The sequence below is a fragment of the Sporosarcina soli genome, from assembly GCF_042655805.1.
In the GTDB taxonomy this organism is placed as follows: domain Bacteria; phylum Bacillota; class Bacilli; order Bacillales_A; family Planococcaceae; genus Sporosarcina; species Sporosarcina soli.
This window is the reverse complement of sequence record NZ_JBHSNO010000022.1, coordinates 58,922-78,378: the sequence shown is the minus strand read 5'-3', so window position 1 is coordinate 78,378 and position 19,457 is coordinate 58,922. Positions and strand designations below refer to the sequence as shown.

Annotated in this window: 19 protein-coding genes; 13 read left to right on the top strand and 6 right to left on the bottom strand. The window is 42.4% G+C overall.

Going from position 1 to position 19,457, the window contains the following annotated elements:
• Positions 1-31 precede the first annotated feature (31 nt).
• Both ACFPRA_RS24130 and ACFPRA_RS24125 read right to left on the bottom strand, forming a co-directional pair.
• Positions 32-1,252 (bottom strand): NRAMP family divalent metal transporter, encoded by a 1,221-nt coding sequence (locus ACFPRA_RS24130; protein ID WP_381440477.1) that lies wholly within the window; start codon positions 1,250-1,252, stop codon positions 32-34.
• A 15-nt stretch (positions 1,253-1,267) separates the two neighbouring features.
• Entirely contained in the window at positions 1,268-2,029 is a 762-nt protein-coding gene (locus ACFPRA_RS24125) for a LamB/YcsF family protein (protein ID WP_381440475.1), read from the bottom strand.
• A gap of 250 nt (positions 2,030-2,279) precedes the next feature.
• Between ACFPRA_RS24125 and pxpB the strand changes: the two genes are divergently transcribed.
• The gene (gene pxpB, locus ACFPRA_RS24120) at positions 2,280-2,999 is read left to right on the top strand and encodes a 5-oxoprolinase subunit PxpB (RefSeq protein ID WP_381440473.1); all 720 of its coding nucleotides are present in this window, start codon (positions 2,280-2,282) and stop codon (positions 2,997-2,999) included.
• Positions 2,996-3,991, top strand: coding sequence for a 5-oxoprolinase subunit C family protein (locus ACFPRA_RS24115; protein WP_381440470.1), 996 nt, complete (start codon positions 2,996-2,998; stop codon positions 3,989-3,991). Before pxpB ends, ACFPRA_RS24115 begins: the two co-directional genes overlap by 4 nt.
• 71 nt (positions 3,992-4,062) lie before the next feature.
• Here the strand turns inward: ACFPRA_RS24115 and ACFPRA_RS24110 are convergent, their stop codons facing one another.
• Positions 4,063-4,812, bottom strand: a complete 750-nt coding sequence (locus tag ACFPRA_RS24110; protein WP_381440467.1) for an IclR family transcriptional regulator — start codon at positions 4,810-4,812, stop codon at positions 4,063-4,065.
• Complete coding sequence (locus tag ACFPRA_RS24105) at positions 4,809-5,735, bottom strand: DMT family transporter (RefSeq protein WP_381440465.1); 927 nt, start codon at positions 5,733-5,735, stop codon at positions 4,809-4,811. Before ACFPRA_RS24105 ends, ACFPRA_RS24110 begins: the two co-directional genes overlap by 4 nt.
• Positions 5,736-5,949: 214 nt before the next feature.
• Here ACFPRA_RS24105 and ACFPRA_RS24100 point away from each other — a divergent pair, with 214 nt between their 5' ends.
• On the top strand, positions 5,950-6,471 hold the full coding sequence (locus tag ACFPRA_RS24100; RefSeq protein WP_381440462.1) for a sigma-70 family RNA polymerase sigma factor: 522 nt from the start codon (positions 5,950-5,952) through the stop codon (positions 6,469-6,471).
• Positions 6,452-7,117 (top strand): TIGR04104 family putative zinc finger protein, encoded by a 666-nt coding sequence (locus tag ACFPRA_RS24095; RefSeq protein ID WP_381440460.1) that lies wholly within the window; start codon positions 6,452-6,454, stop codon positions 7,115-7,117. The genes ACFPRA_RS24100 and ACFPRA_RS24095 overlap by 20 nt, the downstream gene beginning before the upstream one ends.
• A gap of 35 nt (positions 7,118-7,152) precedes the next feature.
• Here ACFPRA_RS24095 and ACFPRA_RS24090 read toward each other — a convergent pair whose 3' ends face one another.
• Positions 7,153-7,437 (bottom strand): phospholipase, encoded by a 285-nt coding sequence (locus ACFPRA_RS24090; protein ID WP_239391879.1) that lies wholly within the window; start codon positions 7,435-7,437, stop codon positions 7,153-7,155.
• A gap of 829 nt (positions 7,438-8,266) precedes the next feature.
• On the opposite strand from ACFPRA_RS24090, the gene qoxA reads away from it, so the two are divergent.
• From qoxA to ACFPRA_RS24050, 8 genes are all read left to right on the top strand, one after another.
• Positions 8,267-9,175 (top strand): cytochrome aa3 quinol oxidase subunit II, encoded by a 909-nt coding sequence (qoxA, locus tag ACFPRA_RS24085; RefSeq protein WP_381440456.1) that lies wholly within the window; start codon positions 8,267-8,269, stop codon positions 9,173-9,175.
• A 96-nt stretch (positions 9,176-9,271) separates the two neighbouring features.
• Entirely contained in the window at positions 9,272-11,230 is a 1,959-nt protein-coding gene (qoxB, locus tag ACFPRA_RS24080; protein ID WP_381440454.1) for a cytochrome aa3 quinol oxidase subunit I, read from the top strand.
• Positions 11,217-11,813, top strand: a complete 597-nt coding sequence (qoxC, locus tag ACFPRA_RS24075; protein ID WP_381440452.1) for a cytochrome aa3 quinol oxidase subunit III — start codon at positions 11,217-11,219, stop codon at positions 11,811-11,813. The genes qoxB and qoxC overlap by 14 nt, the downstream gene beginning before the upstream one ends.
• A gap of 1 nt (position 11,814) precedes the next feature.
• The gene (qoxD, locus tag ACFPRA_RS24070; protein ID WP_381440449.1) at positions 11,815-12,096 is read left to right on the top strand and encodes a cytochrome aa3 quinol oxidase subunit IV; all 282 of its coding nucleotides are present in this window, start codon (positions 11,815-11,817) and stop codon (positions 12,094-12,096) included.
• Positions 12,097-12,461: 365 nt separating this feature from the next.
• On the top strand, positions 12,462-13,763 hold the full coding sequence (locus tag ACFPRA_RS24065; protein ID WP_381440447.1) for a helix-turn-helix domain-containing protein: 1,302 nt from the start codon (positions 12,462-12,464) through the stop codon (positions 13,761-13,763).
• A 238-nt stretch (positions 13,764-14,001) separates the two neighbouring features.
• Positions 14,002-15,201 (top strand): M20 metallopeptidase family protein, encoded by a 1,200-nt coding sequence (locus ACFPRA_RS24060; protein ID WP_381440445.1) that lies wholly within the window; start codon positions 14,002-14,004, stop codon positions 15,199-15,201.
• Between the two features lie 21 nt (positions 15,202-15,222).
• Positions 15,223-16,668 carry a YfcC family protein gene (locus ACFPRA_RS24055; RefSeq protein ID WP_381440442.1) on the top strand — a complete coding sequence of 482 codons (1,446 nt, stop codon included), beginning with the start codon at positions 15,223-15,225 and terminating at the stop codon, positions 16,666-16,668.
• 75 nt (positions 16,669-16,743) lie between these two features.
• Positions 16,744-17,478 (top strand): type 1 glutamine amidotransferase, encoded by a 735-nt coding sequence (locus ACFPRA_RS24050; protein WP_381440440.1) that lies wholly within the window; start codon positions 16,744-16,746, stop codon positions 17,476-17,478.
• Between the two features lie 120 nt (positions 17,479-17,598).
• Here the strand turns inward: ACFPRA_RS24050 and ACFPRA_RS24045 are convergent, their stop codons facing one another.
• Positions 17,599-17,832, bottom strand: coding sequence for a hypothetical protein (locus ACFPRA_RS24045; RefSeq protein WP_381440437.1), 234 nt, complete (start codon positions 17,830-17,832; stop codon positions 17,599-17,601).
• Between the two features lie 338 nt (positions 17,833-18,170).
• Between ACFPRA_RS24045 and ACFPRA_RS24040 the strand changes: the two genes are divergently transcribed.
• Positions 18,171-19,403 (top strand): pyridoxal-phosphate-dependent aminotransferase family protein, encoded by a 1,233-nt coding sequence (locus tag ACFPRA_RS24040; protein WP_381440434.1) that lies wholly within the window; start codon positions 18,171-18,173, stop codon positions 19,401-19,403.
• Positions 19,404-19,457 lie beyond the last annotated feature (54 nt).

Below are 19,457 nucleotides of genomic sequence, written 5' to 3'. Positions count from 1 at the left end.
TTCAACCAGCTCCTTAGCAACTTCGTTCGTGTTATTTAAAAAGCAATGGAATTTGCTCAATCAGCGTCATAATTCCTAATACACCCATGACAATGGTGACGATTCCACCGCCGATCGTTAACCAGATCGGATGCTTATAATCGCCGACGATATTTTTCTTATACGCAGCGATGAGCAGTGTACCTAACGCAAGTGGTAAAATAAGCGCATTCAAAGCACCGACGAGCACAAGGATCGTGACAGGACGTCCGACAAGCGCAAATGTTAATGTTGAAATGACAATAAATAGGATGATAATCCAGTTATGATATTTTTCGATCATCGGACTAAAGGTTCGGATGAACGAAACGGAAGTATAGGCAGCGCCTACGACAGATGTAATGGCAGCTGCCCACATGATGACACCGAACATCCGAAAGCCGATATCGCCGGCAGCAAGTTGAAAGACAGATGCAGGCGGATTATCAGGATCGATGGCCAGACCTTGTGAAACAACCCCGAGTACTGCTAAAAATAAAGCGACTCGCATGATGCCTGTCACTAAAATGCCTGTTACCGAACTTTTGGTGACTTCCGGTAAGGATTCGACGCCTTTTACCCCTGCATCCAACAATCTGTGACCACCGGCAAAAGTGATATAGCCGCCAACGGTTCCGCCGACGAGTGTCACAATGGCGAAAATACTGATCTGTTCCGGTTTAAAGGTATTGACAATCGCTTCACCAACAGGTGGAGAAGTGCTGATGGCGACATACATCATTAAAAGCATCATGACAAAACCGGCAATTTGAGCCACCCGGTCCATTGCTTTCCCCGCTTCTTTTACGACGAAAATAAAAATGGCAAATAATGCACTGATGATGGCTCCCGTGATCGGATCTAATCCGAGCATCGCGTTTAAGCCGAGACCCGCACCTGCGACGTTTCCGATGTTAAACGCCAAGCCGCCCATAACGATTAAGATGGCGAGCACCACACCAAGACCGGGAACAACTTTGTTGGCGATTTCTTGCCCGCGCAATCCGGAAACGGCAATAATCCGCCACACATTCACTTGTGCGAAAATATCCAATAGAAGTGAAATTAAAATGACAAAACCAAAACTTGCCGCCAATTGTTGTGTAAATACTGTTGTTTGTGTTAGAAAACCTGGCCCGATTGAAGAAGTTGCCATGAGGAAGGCTGCACCTAGCAAGACACTTCTTGTCGTCTTCTGTTTGACTTCGGACACCCCTAATTTATTTTCTCCCATTGTGAAAACCCCTTCTTAGCTGTAAATAGCTGTTACAGAAATATTTTTATTTGTTAATGTTTCGTTAATATATTTGGCAAAATCAACCGCATGAACGCCGTCCCCGTGAATGCAAATTGTATCTGCTTGCAAAGAAACTTCCGTCTGTTGTTGGGAAGTCACTTTTCCTTCCGTCACCATTTTGACCACTTGTGAAACGGAATGTTCCTGATCGGTAATCAATGCATCTGCTTGGGAACGTGAAGTCAATGAGCCATCCGCTTGATAAGTGCGATCGGCAAATACTTCATGCGCTGTACGTAAACCTATTTTTTCCCCGGCTCTTGTCAATTCACTGCCGGAAAGCCCGAATAAGACGAGTGAAGGGGAAACATCGTAAACCGCCTTGGCGATCGCTTCTGCCAGTTCCCGATCTTTGGAGGCCATCTGATACAATGCCCCGTGAGGTTTGACATGTTGCATTGTTTCGTTATGGATTGTCAAAAATGCTTGAAGGGCCCCAATTTGGTAGACGACCATATCATACCCTTCTTGTGGCGTTATACTCATATTGCGTCGTCCGAATCCGTTGAGATCAGGTAAACCAGGATGAGCACCAATTTTTACACCATGATCGATAGCGAGATTGACGGTTTCTCGCATGACTGTCGGATCGCCCGCATGAAATCCACAAGCAATGTTTGCGGAAGTGACATATTTTAATATCTCTTGTTGTTCCCCGAGTTGATAACGGCCAAAACTTTCACCTAAATCACAATTTAAATCTACTTGATACATTTCTCATCCCTCCAATTATCATTGCAAAAGTGCGTAAGCGTTTACAAATGTGTGGTTCCGAAATACGGAACTTTAGTTTTAAAACGTTAATTTATTCTAGCATAGATTAATTTATTTGAAAACCTTATAATTTTAATATTGTCATTTCCAAGAATTCGAACTTGTTTTTTGTTTTACCCTCTTTATAATGAGTATATAATCCGTTTAGTAGAAATTGATTTCCGAATTTCGGAACTAAGGAGTGATGAAGATGCAAGTGACGATGAAACCGCTAGGGGATTCCGCCCTTATGGTTCACCTTGGGGAAGGGATGGATCCTTCGATTCATGCAAAGGTAAAGAATTTATCGGCATTATTGCAAGCACAGCCATTTGAGGGTTTTATCGAAACGGTACCTGCTTACAATAATATTACGATCCATTACAACCCATATACTGTCCGTCTTGCCCAATTTGGAGAAGAAGGACTTACCTCATTTCAAAAAGTGAGCGCTTACATGGATAGTCTAATTCAACAAGTCGGTGGGGAACAGTCTTTTGAAGACAGGACAATTACGATCCCCGTCTATTATGGGGACGAATTTGGTCCAGATTTGGCATATGTGGCTGAGTCTAATGGTTTGTCCATTGAAGAAGTGATCCGAATTCACTCTGAAAATGAGTATTTAGTGTATATGATCGGTTTTGCACCTGGTTTTCCATTCATGGGCGGCATGAACGAAGCCATTGCAACGCCACGAAGGGAAACCCCAAGGCTATCGATCCCTTCTGGGTCAGTTGGAATAGCTGGAAAACAAACAGGCGTCTATCCAATGGAAACGCCTGGAGGCTGGCAAATTATCGGGCGTACACCAAAGAAACTGTTTCTACCTGACTTATCGCCGCCGTCATTGTTGCGATCGGGGGATAAAATCAAGTTTGTACCGATCACTATAGAAGAATATCAAAACATGGAGGAGGCGATGGAATGACTGTCAAAATACTTCATCCTGGTCTGTTGACGACTGTTCAGGATTTAGGAAGATTTGGATCGCAACAATTTGGGGTCATTGTTAGTGGCGCGATGGATCCTTATTCCTTGAGGATCGCCAATTTGCTTGTCGGTAACGACCAAGGAGAAGGCGCGCTTGAAATCACCTTAATGGGGCCGTCCATGCAGTTTCAGCAGGATCAGTTGATTGCCATTACGGGCGGGAATTTACAGGCGACGATTAATGGCGAACGTGTACCTCTATGGCGTCCGATTGTTGTGAAAAAAGGGTCTGTCTTACAATTTAAGAATGCCGTTCAAGGGTGCAGGGCGTACATTGCTTTCGCAGGCGGCATTGATGTACCGGAAGTGATGGGGAGCAAAAGTACATATATGCGCGCGGGCATTGGCGGATACAAAGGGAGGGCGCTGCAAAAAGGGGATGTTTTCAGCTGCGGGAAAATGGGAGAACAGAGCCGTTCATTGAATCGTGAATGGGAAGATTTGAGGGAGCATTTGACATGGACTGTCAATTACAATGCGCTTGTCAATCTCGAACAAACACAAACCATCCATGTGCTGAAAGGAACCGAATTTGACCGTTTTGATCGAGCCAGTCAACTAGCGCTATTTGAAGGTACGTACACATTGACGTCAAGTTCTGATCGGATGGGTTCCCGGTTGGAAGGTCCGGTCTTGTCTTTGAGCGAGACATTTGAGTTGCTTTCTGAAGGAGTGACATATGGGACCATTCAAATACCGCCGAATGGACAACCGATTATTTTAATGGCAGATCGTCAAACAACAGGTGGCTATCCAAAAATCGGCCAAGTGATGACCGCCGATTTGCCAAGCTTGGCACAATTGCGCCCTGGCGCAAAGATCCGCTTTAAAGAAGCATCGCTCGAACAAGCCGAAAACGAGTACATGAACAAAGAACGGATCATTCAAAAAATAAAGACGGGAGTCCATTTAAAGGGAATGGCGAACTAATGGATCCTATTAGAATGAAAAAAACATCCTCAAGCCGCTTATGTAAAAGCGTATAGAGGATGTTTTTGGTGTTAATAGCCTAATCGTTTTGAAATTTCCTGTGCGGCCCTCATGACCTTATCTGCAAGATAGGAAATGCGTTCGTTTTGATAATTGGCTTCAATTCCAGCGATACTGATTCCAGCAATGACGTAACCTTGGTGGTCAAAAATAGGTGCAGCAATAGAAGAAGTATGATTCTCCAATTCGGAATGGCTTACCGTGTAGCCATTTTCTCTAGCTTGATGAATAGTTTCCATCAAGTGATCTTTCTCTGTAATCGTCCCCTGCGCAAAAGGTTTGAGCTCAGTGGATGCTACATATTTGGCAATCTCGTTATCTGGCAAATAGGACAAAATGACTCGGGAACAAGCCCCTGCATATAAGGGACTTCTTCTGCCGATTGCCGTATACAATCGGACTTTTTGGTATGTATCGATTTTTTCGATATAGATGGCTTCGTCTCCCTGTTGGATGATCAAGTTAACCGCTTCTTCTACATCGTTATGCAAGTCTTTCATAATGGGATAGGCCACTTGCCGGATGTCCAGCCTTCTTGATACGAGATCACCGAATTTCAGAAAAAGCAGACCGAGCCGATATTTTGAATCGGCTCCTTTTTCGACAAAGCCCATGTCTTCGATAGTCATTAGCATTCGGTAAACCGAAGTTTTAGGAATGCCTGACAAATCAATGATTTCTTGGAAAGTTAGTTCTTCATGGTCGATAAATAAATTCAAAATATCTAAAGAACGGACAACTGTTTTGTTTTTAGTAGTCATACTATCTCCTTATTTTCTTTCACTTTATGACTATAGGATAAGAAGTTTTGGAGTCTTTTACCTCTATAGTTAACAAAATAGATACTGATGCCGACTAACAAAAGCCCAACGAAAAGCAGATAGGTCATCGGTTCGTCTAAAAAAATAGTGCCGATCAGCACTGAAATGATGGGGACGAGGAAGGTGAAAGAGCCGACCTTGCTCGCCTCACCAGCGTTGACAAGGGAATAATAGATGCTATAAGCAACAGGAATGCCGATTGTCGCTCCGAATAGGATACCGAAAATTAAGATCCCGTTCCACTCGATAGCAGCCCAACTTTCAAAGATGGTACCGGTACCGACAAGAAAGGCCCCGCCAATCGTAAATTGCATGCCGACCATCCAATAGGCATTCACTTCCCGACTCACTTTCTTTACATAAATCACCCCAAATGCCCAACCAAGTGCTGTGAGCAACCCTAAAATGACCCCAATGGCTGAAATATGCACGGTCAAGCCATCCACGCTGACGATGATGATCCCAGCAAATCCAATAATAAGTCCCATAATTTTAAGCGGGGTCATTTGTTCGCCTAGCCACATCCAAGCAAAAAGACCGAGTAAAACAGGTTGAAAATAGACGAGGACTGAAAACAATCCACCTGGCAAATATATCAGGCCAAACGTTTGTAAACCGAAAAAAAGAATGACATTAAAAAATGCTGAAATGCAGTACTTTGCCCAGTTTTCTCGCCATCTAATTTCACTTCTTGTTTTCAACAAGACGGCCAACAATAGAAGCCCACCGATTAAGGCACGGAGCCCAGCAAATAATAAAGGGGGCGTATAAGGGACAGCCTGTTTATAAATCGGCCAACTAACTCCCCACATGCAAATTAAGCAGAACAGTAATAGTGTAGACTTCGTAAAAAATTTCCCCAATTGAACGTCTCCCTTTCCCACTACAAACTGATAGTCTCATTATACACAACAAAATCTGACTTGGGAGAGGATTCAAACAACATTATGAATTTTATGGAAATGAATTTCAAGTATAGAAGGATATGGCGAACCATATATACTGAAAAAAATAAGCGGAAAATGAAACGGAATAGGCTCGGGATACGTCAGTAGGGGGAAAGTGGGTGGATTCGTATTGAACATCGAAGAAATCATCGAGGTGCATGGTGATTATTTATTGCGTGTCGCTTATTTATACGTGAAAAATAGAGCGACGGCAGAGGATATTGTGCAGGATGTGTTCATTGCTTTTTATGAAAAACACGAGCAGTTCAGAGCGGAGGCATCTCTTCGAACTTATTTGGTGAAGATGACGGTCAATCGAAGCCATGATCATCTGCGAAGTTGGAAAGCGAAGCGGCTGATGTTATTCGAAAAAGTGAGGGGGAAAGAATCGAACGATACTCCGGAGCGTGCCGTGCTTGAAAAGGCGGAGAAGCGGGAATTGGTAGAAGCCCTATTGACCTTATCGCTAATCTATCGTGAAGTGCTCATTCTGTACTATTTTGAGGAAATGACTACGGTGGAAATCTCCAAGTTAGTGGATTGTCCGGAAGCCACGGTCAGAACAAGGCTCCAGCGTGCTCGCAAACAACTTGAACATCGGATCAAGGATTATGAATGGGAGGAACTGCGTCATGAATCAATTCAAGAATGATTTACATCATGAGCTCCAGTCAATGTCGTTATCAAAAGAACAAAAACAGGGCATTGTTATGAAGGCAAAATCGAAAGCACATCATCAAAAACGTCGTCTTCATTGGCAATATCGATTTGTACTCGCAACGTTCACGGTCTTTGTACTGGGCTTCGGTTATTTGCTCTGGCAACATGACGACTTCTCAAGTAAAACGTCAAATGCGGCAACCCCTGAAACTGAAACGGTGATGAACTGGTCGATCCTAAATAGTGATTTTGGGAAAGCGATTTTGATCATAGGCTTCTTTCTTGGACTGCGGTTGTTTTTACAAAGACGACTTCAAAAAAAGGGGGAAAGTTTACCGGTTTGTGTAAGTTGCTGTGAAGAATGGTCCCATAAAGAGGCGTTGAAGCAGAGTATGAAAAATAGAGAAATGACCTGTCCGCACTGTGGTCAAAAACAATACCGAACTAAAAAATCGGCACTGAAAGGTGGAATGTTAAACTTATTCATCCCGTTTTTTGTTATCATTCCCCAATTATTTGAGCATATCTTCATCGGGTTATTGGTTTACATTTCTTGTGTCGCCTATCTCCAAATCAGTTTGAATCCTTATTACATAGACCTTCAGAAGAAAGATCCGGTCAATGACCCGTTGTGGTGATGAAAAGGGTGCCTGATCAAGGCACCTCTGAAACGTTAAAATCTACTGGTGAACCATTTTTGTAGGCGCATGTAATTGTACAGGACACGGGCGTGTCTTCCTTTTTGTGTGCACGGATCGATTTTTGGGCGAAGACAGTCTAGAAATTCCTGGTCGCATTCGCATGGATGGCGACCTTGACGATAACATTCATCATGTGCTTTGCACGCTGCGTCCACATCGTTGATCGGCGCACCGGGTCCATTGCAGCCCGGTCCGCACCAATTATAACCAGGAAAAACACAAAGCCGGAATCTTCTATTTCTCCTATATGACAACATATCCCCCTCCTCTTTTTTTATTCCTAGAATCAATTACGCCTCGGCGTAATTGCGTCCAGATTTTGAATTGCGCTATTTAATGGCTGGTGCCTTAATTTCTGCAAAAAACGCAGAAATACGGCAAATCGAACCCTTCGCTGTTCGATTCGCAATTAACTCCTTTCAAAATCTGTGACATCCGCCGGAGGCTTGGGCCAACAGGATGTTGGTCACTCAGGCGTTGCCGCAGGACGCGGCGACCTTATCCTGAGTTCTTCTAATCAGCAGGGAGTTTGGACTCCCTCTGATTGAAATGCTTTCCGGCATTCATCCCGCCACTTATGGAAGTGGGGGACTTCTGCTGAATCAAGTTAAAACAATTGACGATCCTGACAGGGAGCTATGAACAGATGTCAGGGTCTTCCCTTATGCAGTGGAAAATTCAATGGAAGGCTCTATTTTAATCTAGCTCATTTTTTTCTCTCTATAAGATATTCCATTCCCCATAAAGCTGTATAAGCAGTTTTAATTGACGCTATTGTTGTAGATACGGGGTATTTCCGTTTTCTGAAAAGCGGAAATGATGCCATATTTTTCTTGTATAATTAATGAATATGTAAAATGTTCGTCGATTTATTGAACGTTTTGTGTCCAATTAAACATTGTTAAATGAACGTTTTGTGACGTATATTGTGTATTTCTCATGAAGTTTTTGTGAAATTGATTTTCTGATATTGTTTTTGCGATTTTATTATATTAAGATGAATTTCATGTTAGGGGAATCACCCATCCCTATACTTTTTTTTCAGAAATTTTTACTGTATATCAAATAAAAGAAAGGGGTCTCTTCATGCGAATGAAATGGACTTTTCTAGCTGCCATCTTAACGATGATTGCATTGTTGGCGGGGTGTGAACCGCTAATGGTTTTGGATCCGAAAGGACCGCAAGCCGAGACGACAGCCAATGTCATCTGGATATCGATTGCGACGATGGCAATTGTAGTGATTGCTGTTTTCGCCCTCATGGCATACGTCGTTTTTAAATACCGCGCTTCGAAACAAAGCGAGGATTATGAACCCCCACATATCGAAGGGAATCATATTGTTGAATCGATCATTGTAGGGATTCCTGTGATCATCATCATTTTCCTTTCCATTGTCACGGTCAAATCCAACTATGCAGTCGAGGCGACACCGAAAGGATATGAAGATCAAAAACCGTTAGTCGTGTATGCTTCTTCTTCTGATTGGAAATGGCATTTCAGTTATCCGGAAGAAAATATAGAAACGGTAAACTATTTATATATCCCGACGGATCGGGCATTGGAATTTAGACTTTACTCATATGGCCCAATCACAAGCTTCTGGATTCCGCAATTGGGTGGACAGAAGTATGCGATGTCAGACATGGTAACCACATTACACTTGGCCGCAGAGGTTCCTGGTGAATATATGGGAAGAAATGCGAACTTCAGTGGGAAAGGTTTCGCGGAGAATATCTTCCACGTGGAAGCGATGCCGGAAGCGGATTTCGATAAGTGGGTAGCAGATGTGAAAGCGACGGCTGAACCTCTTACTGAAGAAAAATTTAATGAGTTACTAGAACCGGGTCATCTTGGCCAGCTAACGTTTAGTGGTACGCACTTGGAATTTTTGCCGCCGCCTGAAGGTCATCACCATGGATCAAGTCATTCCGATGAGGATGAACATGATTCCGACGACGCACAGGGTGCACATGACGAACATTCGAATCATTAATAAACTGAGCGGTGCCAGCTGCTACCACAGAGTCCTGGCACCCATAACCGGACATTAACTGTCACGAATTAAATTTCCGAAAGGAGTACAAAAAGTATGGACTACTTTGATCGATTTGCCATACCTCATCCAAGTCCTGCAATTTACGCATCAATGGTTGCCATTGGTCTTACCGTAATTGCGATACTCATAGGCTTAACTTATTTTAAAAAATGGGGTTATTTATGGCGCGAATGGTTGACAACAGTTGACCATAAACGGATCGGTATCATGTATCTCATCTCCGCATTGCTCATGCTTTTCCGAGGTGGGGTAGATGCGTTAATGATGCGGGCACAAACGGCTGTACCTGACAATACGTTGCTGGATGCCCAGCATTACAATGAAGTATTTACAACGCACGGGGTTGTCATGATCATCTTCATGGCGATGCCATTTATATATGCACTGATGAACCTTGTTGTACCATTACAAATCGGTGCGAGAGATGTAGCGTTTCCTCGTTTGAATGCGCTCAGTTTCTGGTTGTTCTTCATGGGAGCGATGTTATTCAATATCTCATTCGTCATCGGCGGATCTCCTGACGCTGGTTGGACTTCGTATTTCCCGCTTGCAGGGAATGATTTCAGTCAATCAGTGGGAACAAACTATTACCTATTATCAATTCAGATTGCAGGTATTGGTACGCTAATCTCGGGTATCAACTTTATGACGACGATCTTTAAGATGAGAGCACCTGGCATGACATTGATGAAAATGCCAATGTTCACATGGACAGCACTTATCACGAATGCGATTGTAGTTTTCGCATTCCCAGTCCTGACCGTTACACTTTTGTTAGGGACAATGGACCGTCTGTTTGGCACCCATATCTTCTCGATGACAAATGGCGGGATGGATATGCTCTGGGCGAACCTATTCTGGGTTTGGGGGCATCCGGAAGTGTATATCCTCATTTTGCCGGCATTCGGTATTTATAGTGAGGTTGTATCTACCTTCTCTCAACGTAACCTTTATGGTTATAAATCGATGGTCGCTTCGATTGTGATCATTTCGTTTTTCTCATTCTTGGTTTGGACGCACCATTTCTTTACGATGGGGCAAGGACCATTAACCAATAGTATTTTCTCGATTACGACAATGGCGATTGCGATTCCAACCGGGATCAAAATCTTTAACTGGCTGTTGACGATGCGGAAAGGGAAAATTGTATTTACGGTTCCGATGCTCTATTCAGTAGGGTTCATCCCGATTTTCACAATTGGTGGGGTGACAGGAGTCATGCTAGGTATGGCGAGTGCCGATTATCAATACCATAATACGATGTTCCTCGTTGCGCATTTCCATTACACGATCATTCCGGGGGTTGTCTTCGCGATGCTGGCCGGTCTTACGTACTGGTGGCCGAAAATGTTCGGCTTCATGTTAAACGAACGAATCGGGAAATGGGCATTCTGGTTTATCATGATCGGCTTCAACGTCACATTCTTCCCAATGTTCTTCACGGGCTTGGATGGGCAAGCACGCCGGATGTATACGTATTCTGAAGCGACTGGGTTTGGTGCGTTGAACATGCTTTCCTTTGTGGGAGCAGTTGGTCTGGCGATCGGCTTTGCGATCATCGTCTATAATGTTTACTACAGTACGCGCTATGCTTCACGAGATATCGGTTCCGATCCGTGGAATGCCCGTACGCTAGAATGGGCAACGCAGACTCCGGTACAATCGTATAACTTTGCGCGGACACCTCATGTGAATTCCATTGAAGCTTTCTGGGATCATAAGAAAAAAGGTCAGCCGCTATTCAAAGGCGAAATCGAGAAGATTCATATGCCGAATAACAGCGGAGTGCCGTTTATCATGAGTTGTATTTTCTTCGTCTGGGGCTTCTCATTCGTATTCAGCATGTGGATTCCAGCAATCATTACGACGATTGCAATCTTTGCATGCATGGCTCATCGATCATTTGAAAAAGACGACGGTCATTACATTTCCGTCAAAGAAATTGAAGCAACAGAAAAAGATAGCGAGGTGTTAGCAGATGAAAGTAGATAACTCGCTTCCACTCGAATATGGCACTGAACAAAATAAGTTGAACATACTAGGTTTCTGGATTTTCCTTGGAGCCGAAGTGATGCTGTTTGCAACGCTTTTTGCAACCTATTTCACATTGGAACATCGTACGGGGAACGGACCAGCGGGGGCGGAGATTTTTGAAATCACGCCGGTGCTGATTGAAACGATTTTGCTGTTAACAAGTAGTTTCACAATCGGTCTTGCAATCCATGCCATGCGGATCGGACGGAAAAATGCGATGATCACATTCTTTGCGATCACATTGCTTCTCGGTCTGGCATTCTTGGGTGTGGAAATCTATGAGTTCACACATTATGCCCATATTGGAGCAGGTCTTCAAGTGAGTGCATTCACAGGTATTCTTTTGACAACATTAGGGACGCACGGTGCGCACGTGACACTCGGTCTCTTCTGGGGATTATTCATTATCCTGCAGGTGAAAAAACGCGGCTTGACACCTGCAACGGCGAATAAGTCCTTTATCTTCTCACTTTACTGGCATTTCCTAGATGTTGTTTGGATCTTCATTTTCAGCTTCATCTACTTGAAAGGAATGATGTAATATGAGCGAATTATTCCCGCGTAAACAAGTGATGGGCTTCGTCTTTTCATTGGTTCTGACGGTAGCTGCGCTGACTGTTTATTTCTTAGATCTGTCATTTGCAGTAGGGATGACCGTTCTTTTGGTCACGGCGTTCATACAAGCGGCGGTTCAGCTTGTCGGCTTTATGCATGCTGGTGAGTCGGAAGACAAAGTGGCGATTTACGCAAATATCTATTATGGAATTGCCATAGCCCTCGTCACCATCTTCGGAACGTTGTTAATCTTGGTTTGGGATATGTAAAAGAACAAAAGCGTAGGGCGCCTGCTGGCATAAGACGAATAAGGGAAGGCAGTCAAAGAACGCCGCGTCCTGCGACAATGACTGCATGACCTACATCTTGTAGGCCCACGAGGCGTTTTTTGCCTCGCAGCGGGGTTGGCTTATGGCCAGAGCATCTGGCGCCCGGAGCCTAGACGGAAAAACTTTAAAGAAAAGGAGCGCCTCTTCAGGTGCTCCTTTTTGTATTTATCTTAGCCATTAGTGAATATAATTATTTTTTGATTAATCGGAACGATCATTCTATAATATGGAAGGTAGATATCTAGGTATTTTGTATGTTTTACATAATAGTGTTGCCGATTTGTTCGAAAGGAGAAGGGAACTTTATGGCGATTACAATTGGGCTAATTGGCGTAAAAGATACAATCGATTTAATTTCATCAGTTATTGAAGAACATAAAGGAGTTACATGCATCGCATTAATTCATGAAGAACTTACGGATATTGAACAGCTAATGAATGACTATGAAAATAAAGTGGATATGTGGTTATTTTCCGGCTATCTACCTTATATGATTGGGCTTGAAAATTCAAAGACGGCTCGACCTTCCTTTTACTTGACGTATTCTGGAACGGGTTTATATAAGACGTTCTATTTGATCCAAGCGGAACATGGCGTAACCGTTAATCATTTAAGTTTTGATACAATCAATTCACATGAACTTGAAGCGATCTTTGGGGAATTAAATGCCGATTATAGCAAGCGCCTTCTACAAGAAGACATACTCGAAGTGGAGACGGTTGTGAAGCACCATGAAGATCTTTACAAATCAGGTTTGACAAAATTTGCTTTAACTTGTCTTTGGTCAGTGCAACGGGAATTAAAAAGGAGGGATATTCCGGTTTATCGAATCATCCCGACAATCAGTGATATCAAAGCGACTGTCAATATTATGCTACGTTATTATGAACTGGAAAGTTATCGTGATGCTCAAATAGCGGTCCAAATGATTGAGATCGATATATTGGAAATGAAAGATAATTACATTACCTCTTCTGATGAATTGTATCATTTAGAAGTGAAATATGCTTCACAGCTTTTAGGGTATTCACAAAAGATAAATGGATCATTAAAACAAGTTGGCCCAGGCCGTTATGCCATTTTCACCACGCGAGGGATGCTAAAAAGGTTAACCGCGGATTTTAAAACATTACCCTCTACTGAGTTTGAAGAACAATTTAAACTCAATAAAAGTATTGTTGGGATTGGAATGGGACAATCTGCCTATGAGGCGGAAATGCATGCGCTCCGTGCATTGTATCGAGCACGTGAACATGGAAAAGGGTCATGGTTCGTCTGTTTTCATGATAAACAGCTGTATGGTCCATTAAATTTAGTGGATGGACGAAATTATATACCAGAAACAGAAACGCTAAAAAAAATAAGTAGTGAAACATCATTAAGCGTGGTGACACTTGCAAAATTGTTAGCTGTAACCGATCAGTTAAAGAATTCCGATGTATCGGCGAGTACACTTGCCCGTGAACTAGCTATCTTGCCGCGAAGTGCTAGACGTATTTTGACGACTTTAGAGAAAAAAGGTTATGCCGACGTGGTTGGTGAAGAGCATCCGCATACACGTGGGCGACCTCGAAAAATTTACCGGTTGCTGTTAAAAAATGAATAACATGATCGACTTAAAAGGTGGAGGCCAATCTCCACCTTTTGTTTTGGTTCCCCTTATCAAATCTCTTCTACACTACTTGTAGTTGACCTATTTCTGCAAAGTTCAAAAAATAACAAATTGACAAACTCAATTTTTTTTATATAATTAAGGTCGTAACCTTAAATGAACCTTAAATAAGGTTCTCTAGCTTTTTGCCGTAAAAGATTACAAAACTATTTCGACAGATTGGGTGGGAGAAATGAATAATCAGGACATTAAATTGTTAGGTAAAAAATTCGAGGAAGATATTATTACCTGGAGACGATATCTTCACGAGCATCCAGAGCTTTCAATGCAAGAGGCAGAAACAGCTCAGTTTATACATGATAAGTTATTATCATTTAGTGCTAATTTAGTCGTGCAGCGACCAACTCCAACAAGTGTGATCGCCCGTTTAAAAGGAGGAAAACCTGGTAAGGTTCTTGCGTTACGAGCTGATATAGATGCTTTACCAATTGAAGAACAAACGGACTTGACTTTTCGATCCACTCGCAAAGGCGTCATGCATGCTTGCGGTCATGATGGTCACACAGCAATGTTATTAGGGGCAGCGCGCATTCTAGTAGAGCTCCAAGCTGAATTACACGGAGAAGTGGTATTTATTTTTCAACATGCCGAAGAACTCGCTAGCGGAGCAGATGAGATTCTAGAGACAGGTGCCCTTGCCGATGTCGATTGTATTCTTGGCGCACATCTTTACAATCAAATCCCAGTCGGGCAATTTGGTCTTGCAGCGGGTCGGATGATGTCTGCTTCGGACAGTTTTGATATTACGATTTCGGGCAAAGGCGGACATGCCGCAGAACCGGATCAAGCACAGGATTTGATTTACATTGGAACAGAAATTGTTCAATCCTTCTCACAGCTCATTGCAAGACAAGTGAATGCTCACGATCAAGCCATTGTATCGGTGACGAAGTTTAATGCAGGTAGTGCATATAATGTCCTTCCCGATCATGTACAAATTGGTGGCTGTACACGAACTTTTTCCGATACGACAAGAGAATTTATTCAACGCCAAATGCAAGAAAATGTCGAAACATTGTCAGCGCTTTACGGGGCAACAGGTACCGTTGAATGGACAAAAGGGGCAACTGCCGTCATCAATCATACTCAAGTAACAGATGCTGTTCGTACGGTGATTGAAAACAATTTCGGCAAAGAGGCCATCCAAACATTGAATCCTCATATGATTAGCGAAGATTTTGGTTCTTATTTAAAAGAGATACCGGGGAATTTTTTATTTATCGGTTCGGGCAATTCGAAAGAAGGCATTACTTATCCGCTTCATCATCCAAAGTTTACATTTGATGAACAAGCCTTGCTGAACGGAACTTTATTGCATGTAATGACAGCGCTCACATTTCTAAACTCATTAGATGAAATCACTATGAAGTGAACCAAGTTAGGGGAGAATTCCATGAAACAATCAAACAATCATGAATCGCATTCACAAAATGAGGTAGAGCCAAGAAAAGAGGTTACAAAAAAGAAATTTGTGATGCCACATATTTACGTTATTTTAGTGACGATGTTACTAGTTGCGTTTGTGGCAACTTTAATTGTTCCATCAGGGCAATTTGCTCGTGAAAAAGGTCCAACTGGCGCAGATATACTTATCCCAGGTACATTTGAAGTAACACAGAAAGTATATTTAAGCATTTCTGATTTGGTTTTTTCGGTTCCGACAGGTTTAATTCAAGCTGCGGAGATTTTCTTTGGAATTCTCATGATCGGTGGTATGTTCGCTGTTTTTGAAAAAACTGGCATTGTAGAATTGGGAATTAGCAAGCTAGCTAATCTCTTTTCCAAGCGTGGTATCCTTATTATTCCTTTTCTTATGATACCTTTAGCTTTATTAACAGCTTTTACGGGCGCGGTAGAGCTAGTACTTGTATACGTACCAGTACTTATCCCTTTAATGTTAAAGTTAGGGTATGATCGCATTACTGGAGCAGCACTAGCACTAATATCAACGATTGCTGGATTTACAATTGCTCTGACCGCTCCCGCAACAATTGGAATCGCTCAGAATTTAGTGGGGGTTGAACTTTATTCTGGAATGGGCTTTCGTTCCATTTTGCTAGCCGTTACATTGATTATTGGAATTGTTTTTCTCTGGCGTTATGCAGTGAAAGTAAAGAAAAACCCTGAGCAGAGTTTAGTCTATGGTGAGTCACATATCGATGATGAATTTAAAATGAATTTCACTGAGGTTGCTAAAGCTACAACAAGACAACGATTCGCGTCTATTGTCCTATTAATCGGTATCATCATTATGATTTACGGGTTAATTAATTGGGGCTGGTATTTTAAAGAGTTGGCAGGTTTGTACGTGGTTCTTGGAATTTTTGTCGGCTTAATAGTCGGATTGAAAACGGATACAATTGCTAATGCATTTATTGATGGATTTAAAAACATCATCTTAGGTGCTTCTGTCGTTGGTCTTGCGCGGGCTATTTCGGTTATTCTGAATGAAGGGCAAATACTTGATACGATTGTCTATGGTCTCGGTCAAGTCGTGACAATGCTCCCGCATTCAGTCACTCCAATTATTATGATGGTCGTGCAAGCTGTATTGAACTTTGTTATTCCCTCTTCTAGTGGACAAGCGATTATTTCAATGCCGATTATGGGAGGACTTGCAGATATTGCGGGTATTACACGACAAACAGCTGTATTGGCTTACCAAATTGGAGATGGATTTAGTCATATTTTTTATCCGACTTCGGGGTATTTTATGGCGACATTGGCACTCGCGAAAATTTCATATAATAAATGGCTCAAATTTATTTTGCCACTCATGATTATTTGGTATTCAGTCGGTGCGATATTCTTAGTTATTGCACAGCTAATGAATTGGTGATTTTTTCTTCATTTGGGCTGTAAGGGATTGGGTGAGGAGCTGAACATAAGTATTTAAAGTATTGGAGGAATTCACATGAATATTTACTTTATCCAAAACGATCCAATCGTTCTACCTGCAAATGCCGAAGAGTGGGCGCGCGCACGTAATCACAATGTTAAAATTACCCGAACTTATAACGGGGAGGCATTGCCAGATCAGAAAGAATTTGATCTTGCAATCATATTAGGCGGGAGGATGGGGGCTTACGAAGAAGATAAATATCCATGGCTTATAGACGTCAAAGAATGGACCAAAGCTATGATTGAAGCAGATAAATATATCTTAGGTATTTGCTTGGGTGCTCAAATTATTTCAGATACTTTAGGTGGGAGCGTACGGCCCCACGACCATCCCGAAGTTGGGTGGTTTCCAATAAACTTTAAAGAGGAAGCTAATGATCACCCACTTCTGACTGGGCTGCAACCTCCGACACAATTTTACGAATTTCATTTTGATACGTTTGAAATCCCGCCAGGAGCACAGTTATTGGCAAGCAGCCGTACATGTGCAAGGCAAATGTTTGCTGTCGGTTCCCGTGTATTAGGCGTACAATTCCATCCTGAATTTACTGCGAAGAGTATTCAGGATGCGTTAAATAATACAAGTGAAACGAATGCAGCTAACCATTATGCTCAAGATCCTGTTGTAATGGTAGATGAACAATCCATAGAGTTAAGTAAAGCTTGGCTTTTTCAACTTCTAGATCGTTTTTGGCATTTAGCAAGTTCTGATAAAGAGAGAACAGTTAACGACAAAAGAGACTTCTAAATTAATTCCAAGATATGAGGTACCCAAACGATACTAAATTGTTTGAGTACCTTAGCATGTAGGCGAGTTTTATACTTTGCCTACTTTCTTTTTTTGAAATTGAGCAGTTAGCTGTATTTTTTATTGAACAATCCGCATTCCTTTATCCACTTTTTCATGCATTTCTTCCGTCGCCACAAAGAAGACCCCCATCAGGAAAATAAAGATAGCCCCCATAACCGTCCCGATCCCGATGCCTGTAACGGAACTGTAATCGCTTACAAAGAATCCGTATAAGAAAATGGAGATTCCGATGGCAAGTACCGTCAGGCCGACAACTTTAACCGCGTTCAACATTTTTAACTTAGTTTCCATTTGTCAACACCCCTTTACTTATATTATTCACCTTGTTCACAAAATTGTCAAACTTATTTCTTGCTATAACAAAGGAAAATTGTAGTGACGGGAATAGTATGGGGCAGAAAGGGTATAACATCAGTGAAGATCTCATTGTATGAACAATTGCTATCTACTGTGCCATTTGAATAAAAAAATATGATTAATTTGTACATTTTGCACAGTGACTTTTAGGGCTGAATTTCTTATAATCAACAGTACATAGAATATTCATTAAAATCAATCACGAGAAGATTGAGATCAATGGGGTACGTTTTTGAAATTCTCTGTAGTCTATGAAGAAAGGGAGTTTTATTATGCTAAGAGAACTAAATCCTTCTATACGAACGTTAATGACACCAGGACCAGTCGAGGCAGAACCTCGGATACTTCGTGCGATGAGCATTCCGATCATCGGACAATTCGACCCGGAGTTTTTAGCGATTATGGACGAAACGATGGAGTTGTTGAGAAAGACATTTCAAACGAAAAACCATTGGGCATATCCGATTGATGGTACGTCACGCTCGGGGTTGGAGGCGGTGCTCAATGCGATTATTGAGCCTGGTGACAACGTTCTCGTCCCTATATTCGGACGGTTTGGACACTTGTTAGCGGAGATTGCTTATCGTTCGGGTGCAAATGTAACGACGATGGAATGCGAATGGGGAACAGCTTTTGAGCAAGAGGAGATTATCGCTGAGATTAAACGAGTGAATCCGAAAGTTGTTGCGCTTGTCCATGGTGAAACGTCAACGGGCATTATGCAACCGTTTGAAAAAATCGGGAAGTTCTGTCGAGAAAATGACGTTTTATTTGTAGTAGATGCTGTTGCCACATTAGGTGGAACAGAATTTAAAACGGATGAGTGGTTTGTGGACGCTGTCATTAGCGGTACGCAAAAGTGCCTAGGAGTACCGACGGGCATGGCTCCAATCACGTATAACGATCGAGTTGAAAAGATTATCCTGGAGCGGAGAAAGATCGAACAAGGTTTGGATCGTACATCTGAAAACCCGAGAAGAATTCAAACCAACTATTTTGACTTAAGCCAGATTCAAGAGTATTGGAGCCCGAAACGCCTGAACCACCATACAGAAGCGACTTCAATGCTGTATGCATTGAGGGAAGGGTTACGCATTATTCAAGAAGAAGGTTTGCAAGAACGATTTGAAAGACATCAATACCATGAGAAGGCACTTGTAGCCGGTCTTGAAGCAATGGGGCTTACATTATTCGGTGATGCCCGTTATAAAATGCCGGTTGTCACTTGTATCAATATCCCAGAAGGTGTCAACGGTGATGAAGTCCGTTTTACAATGGCAAAAGAGTTTGGTGTGGAAATCGCGAGCACATTCGGCTCGCTCGCTGGAAAAATCTGGCGTATCGGTTCTATGGGCTTCAGTTGCCGCAAAGAAAATATTTTACATGTATTGGCGGCATTGGAAGCATCTGTCCGTCGCCACGGCGGAAAGGTCCATGCAGGTGAAGCACTTCAAGCGGCACTGGATGTATACGCAGAGAAAGAGGCTGCACTTTCCAATAAGTAATGAATAGATAATGTAAAAGGCTGACTCCCTTGGATCAATAACAAGATCTGGAGG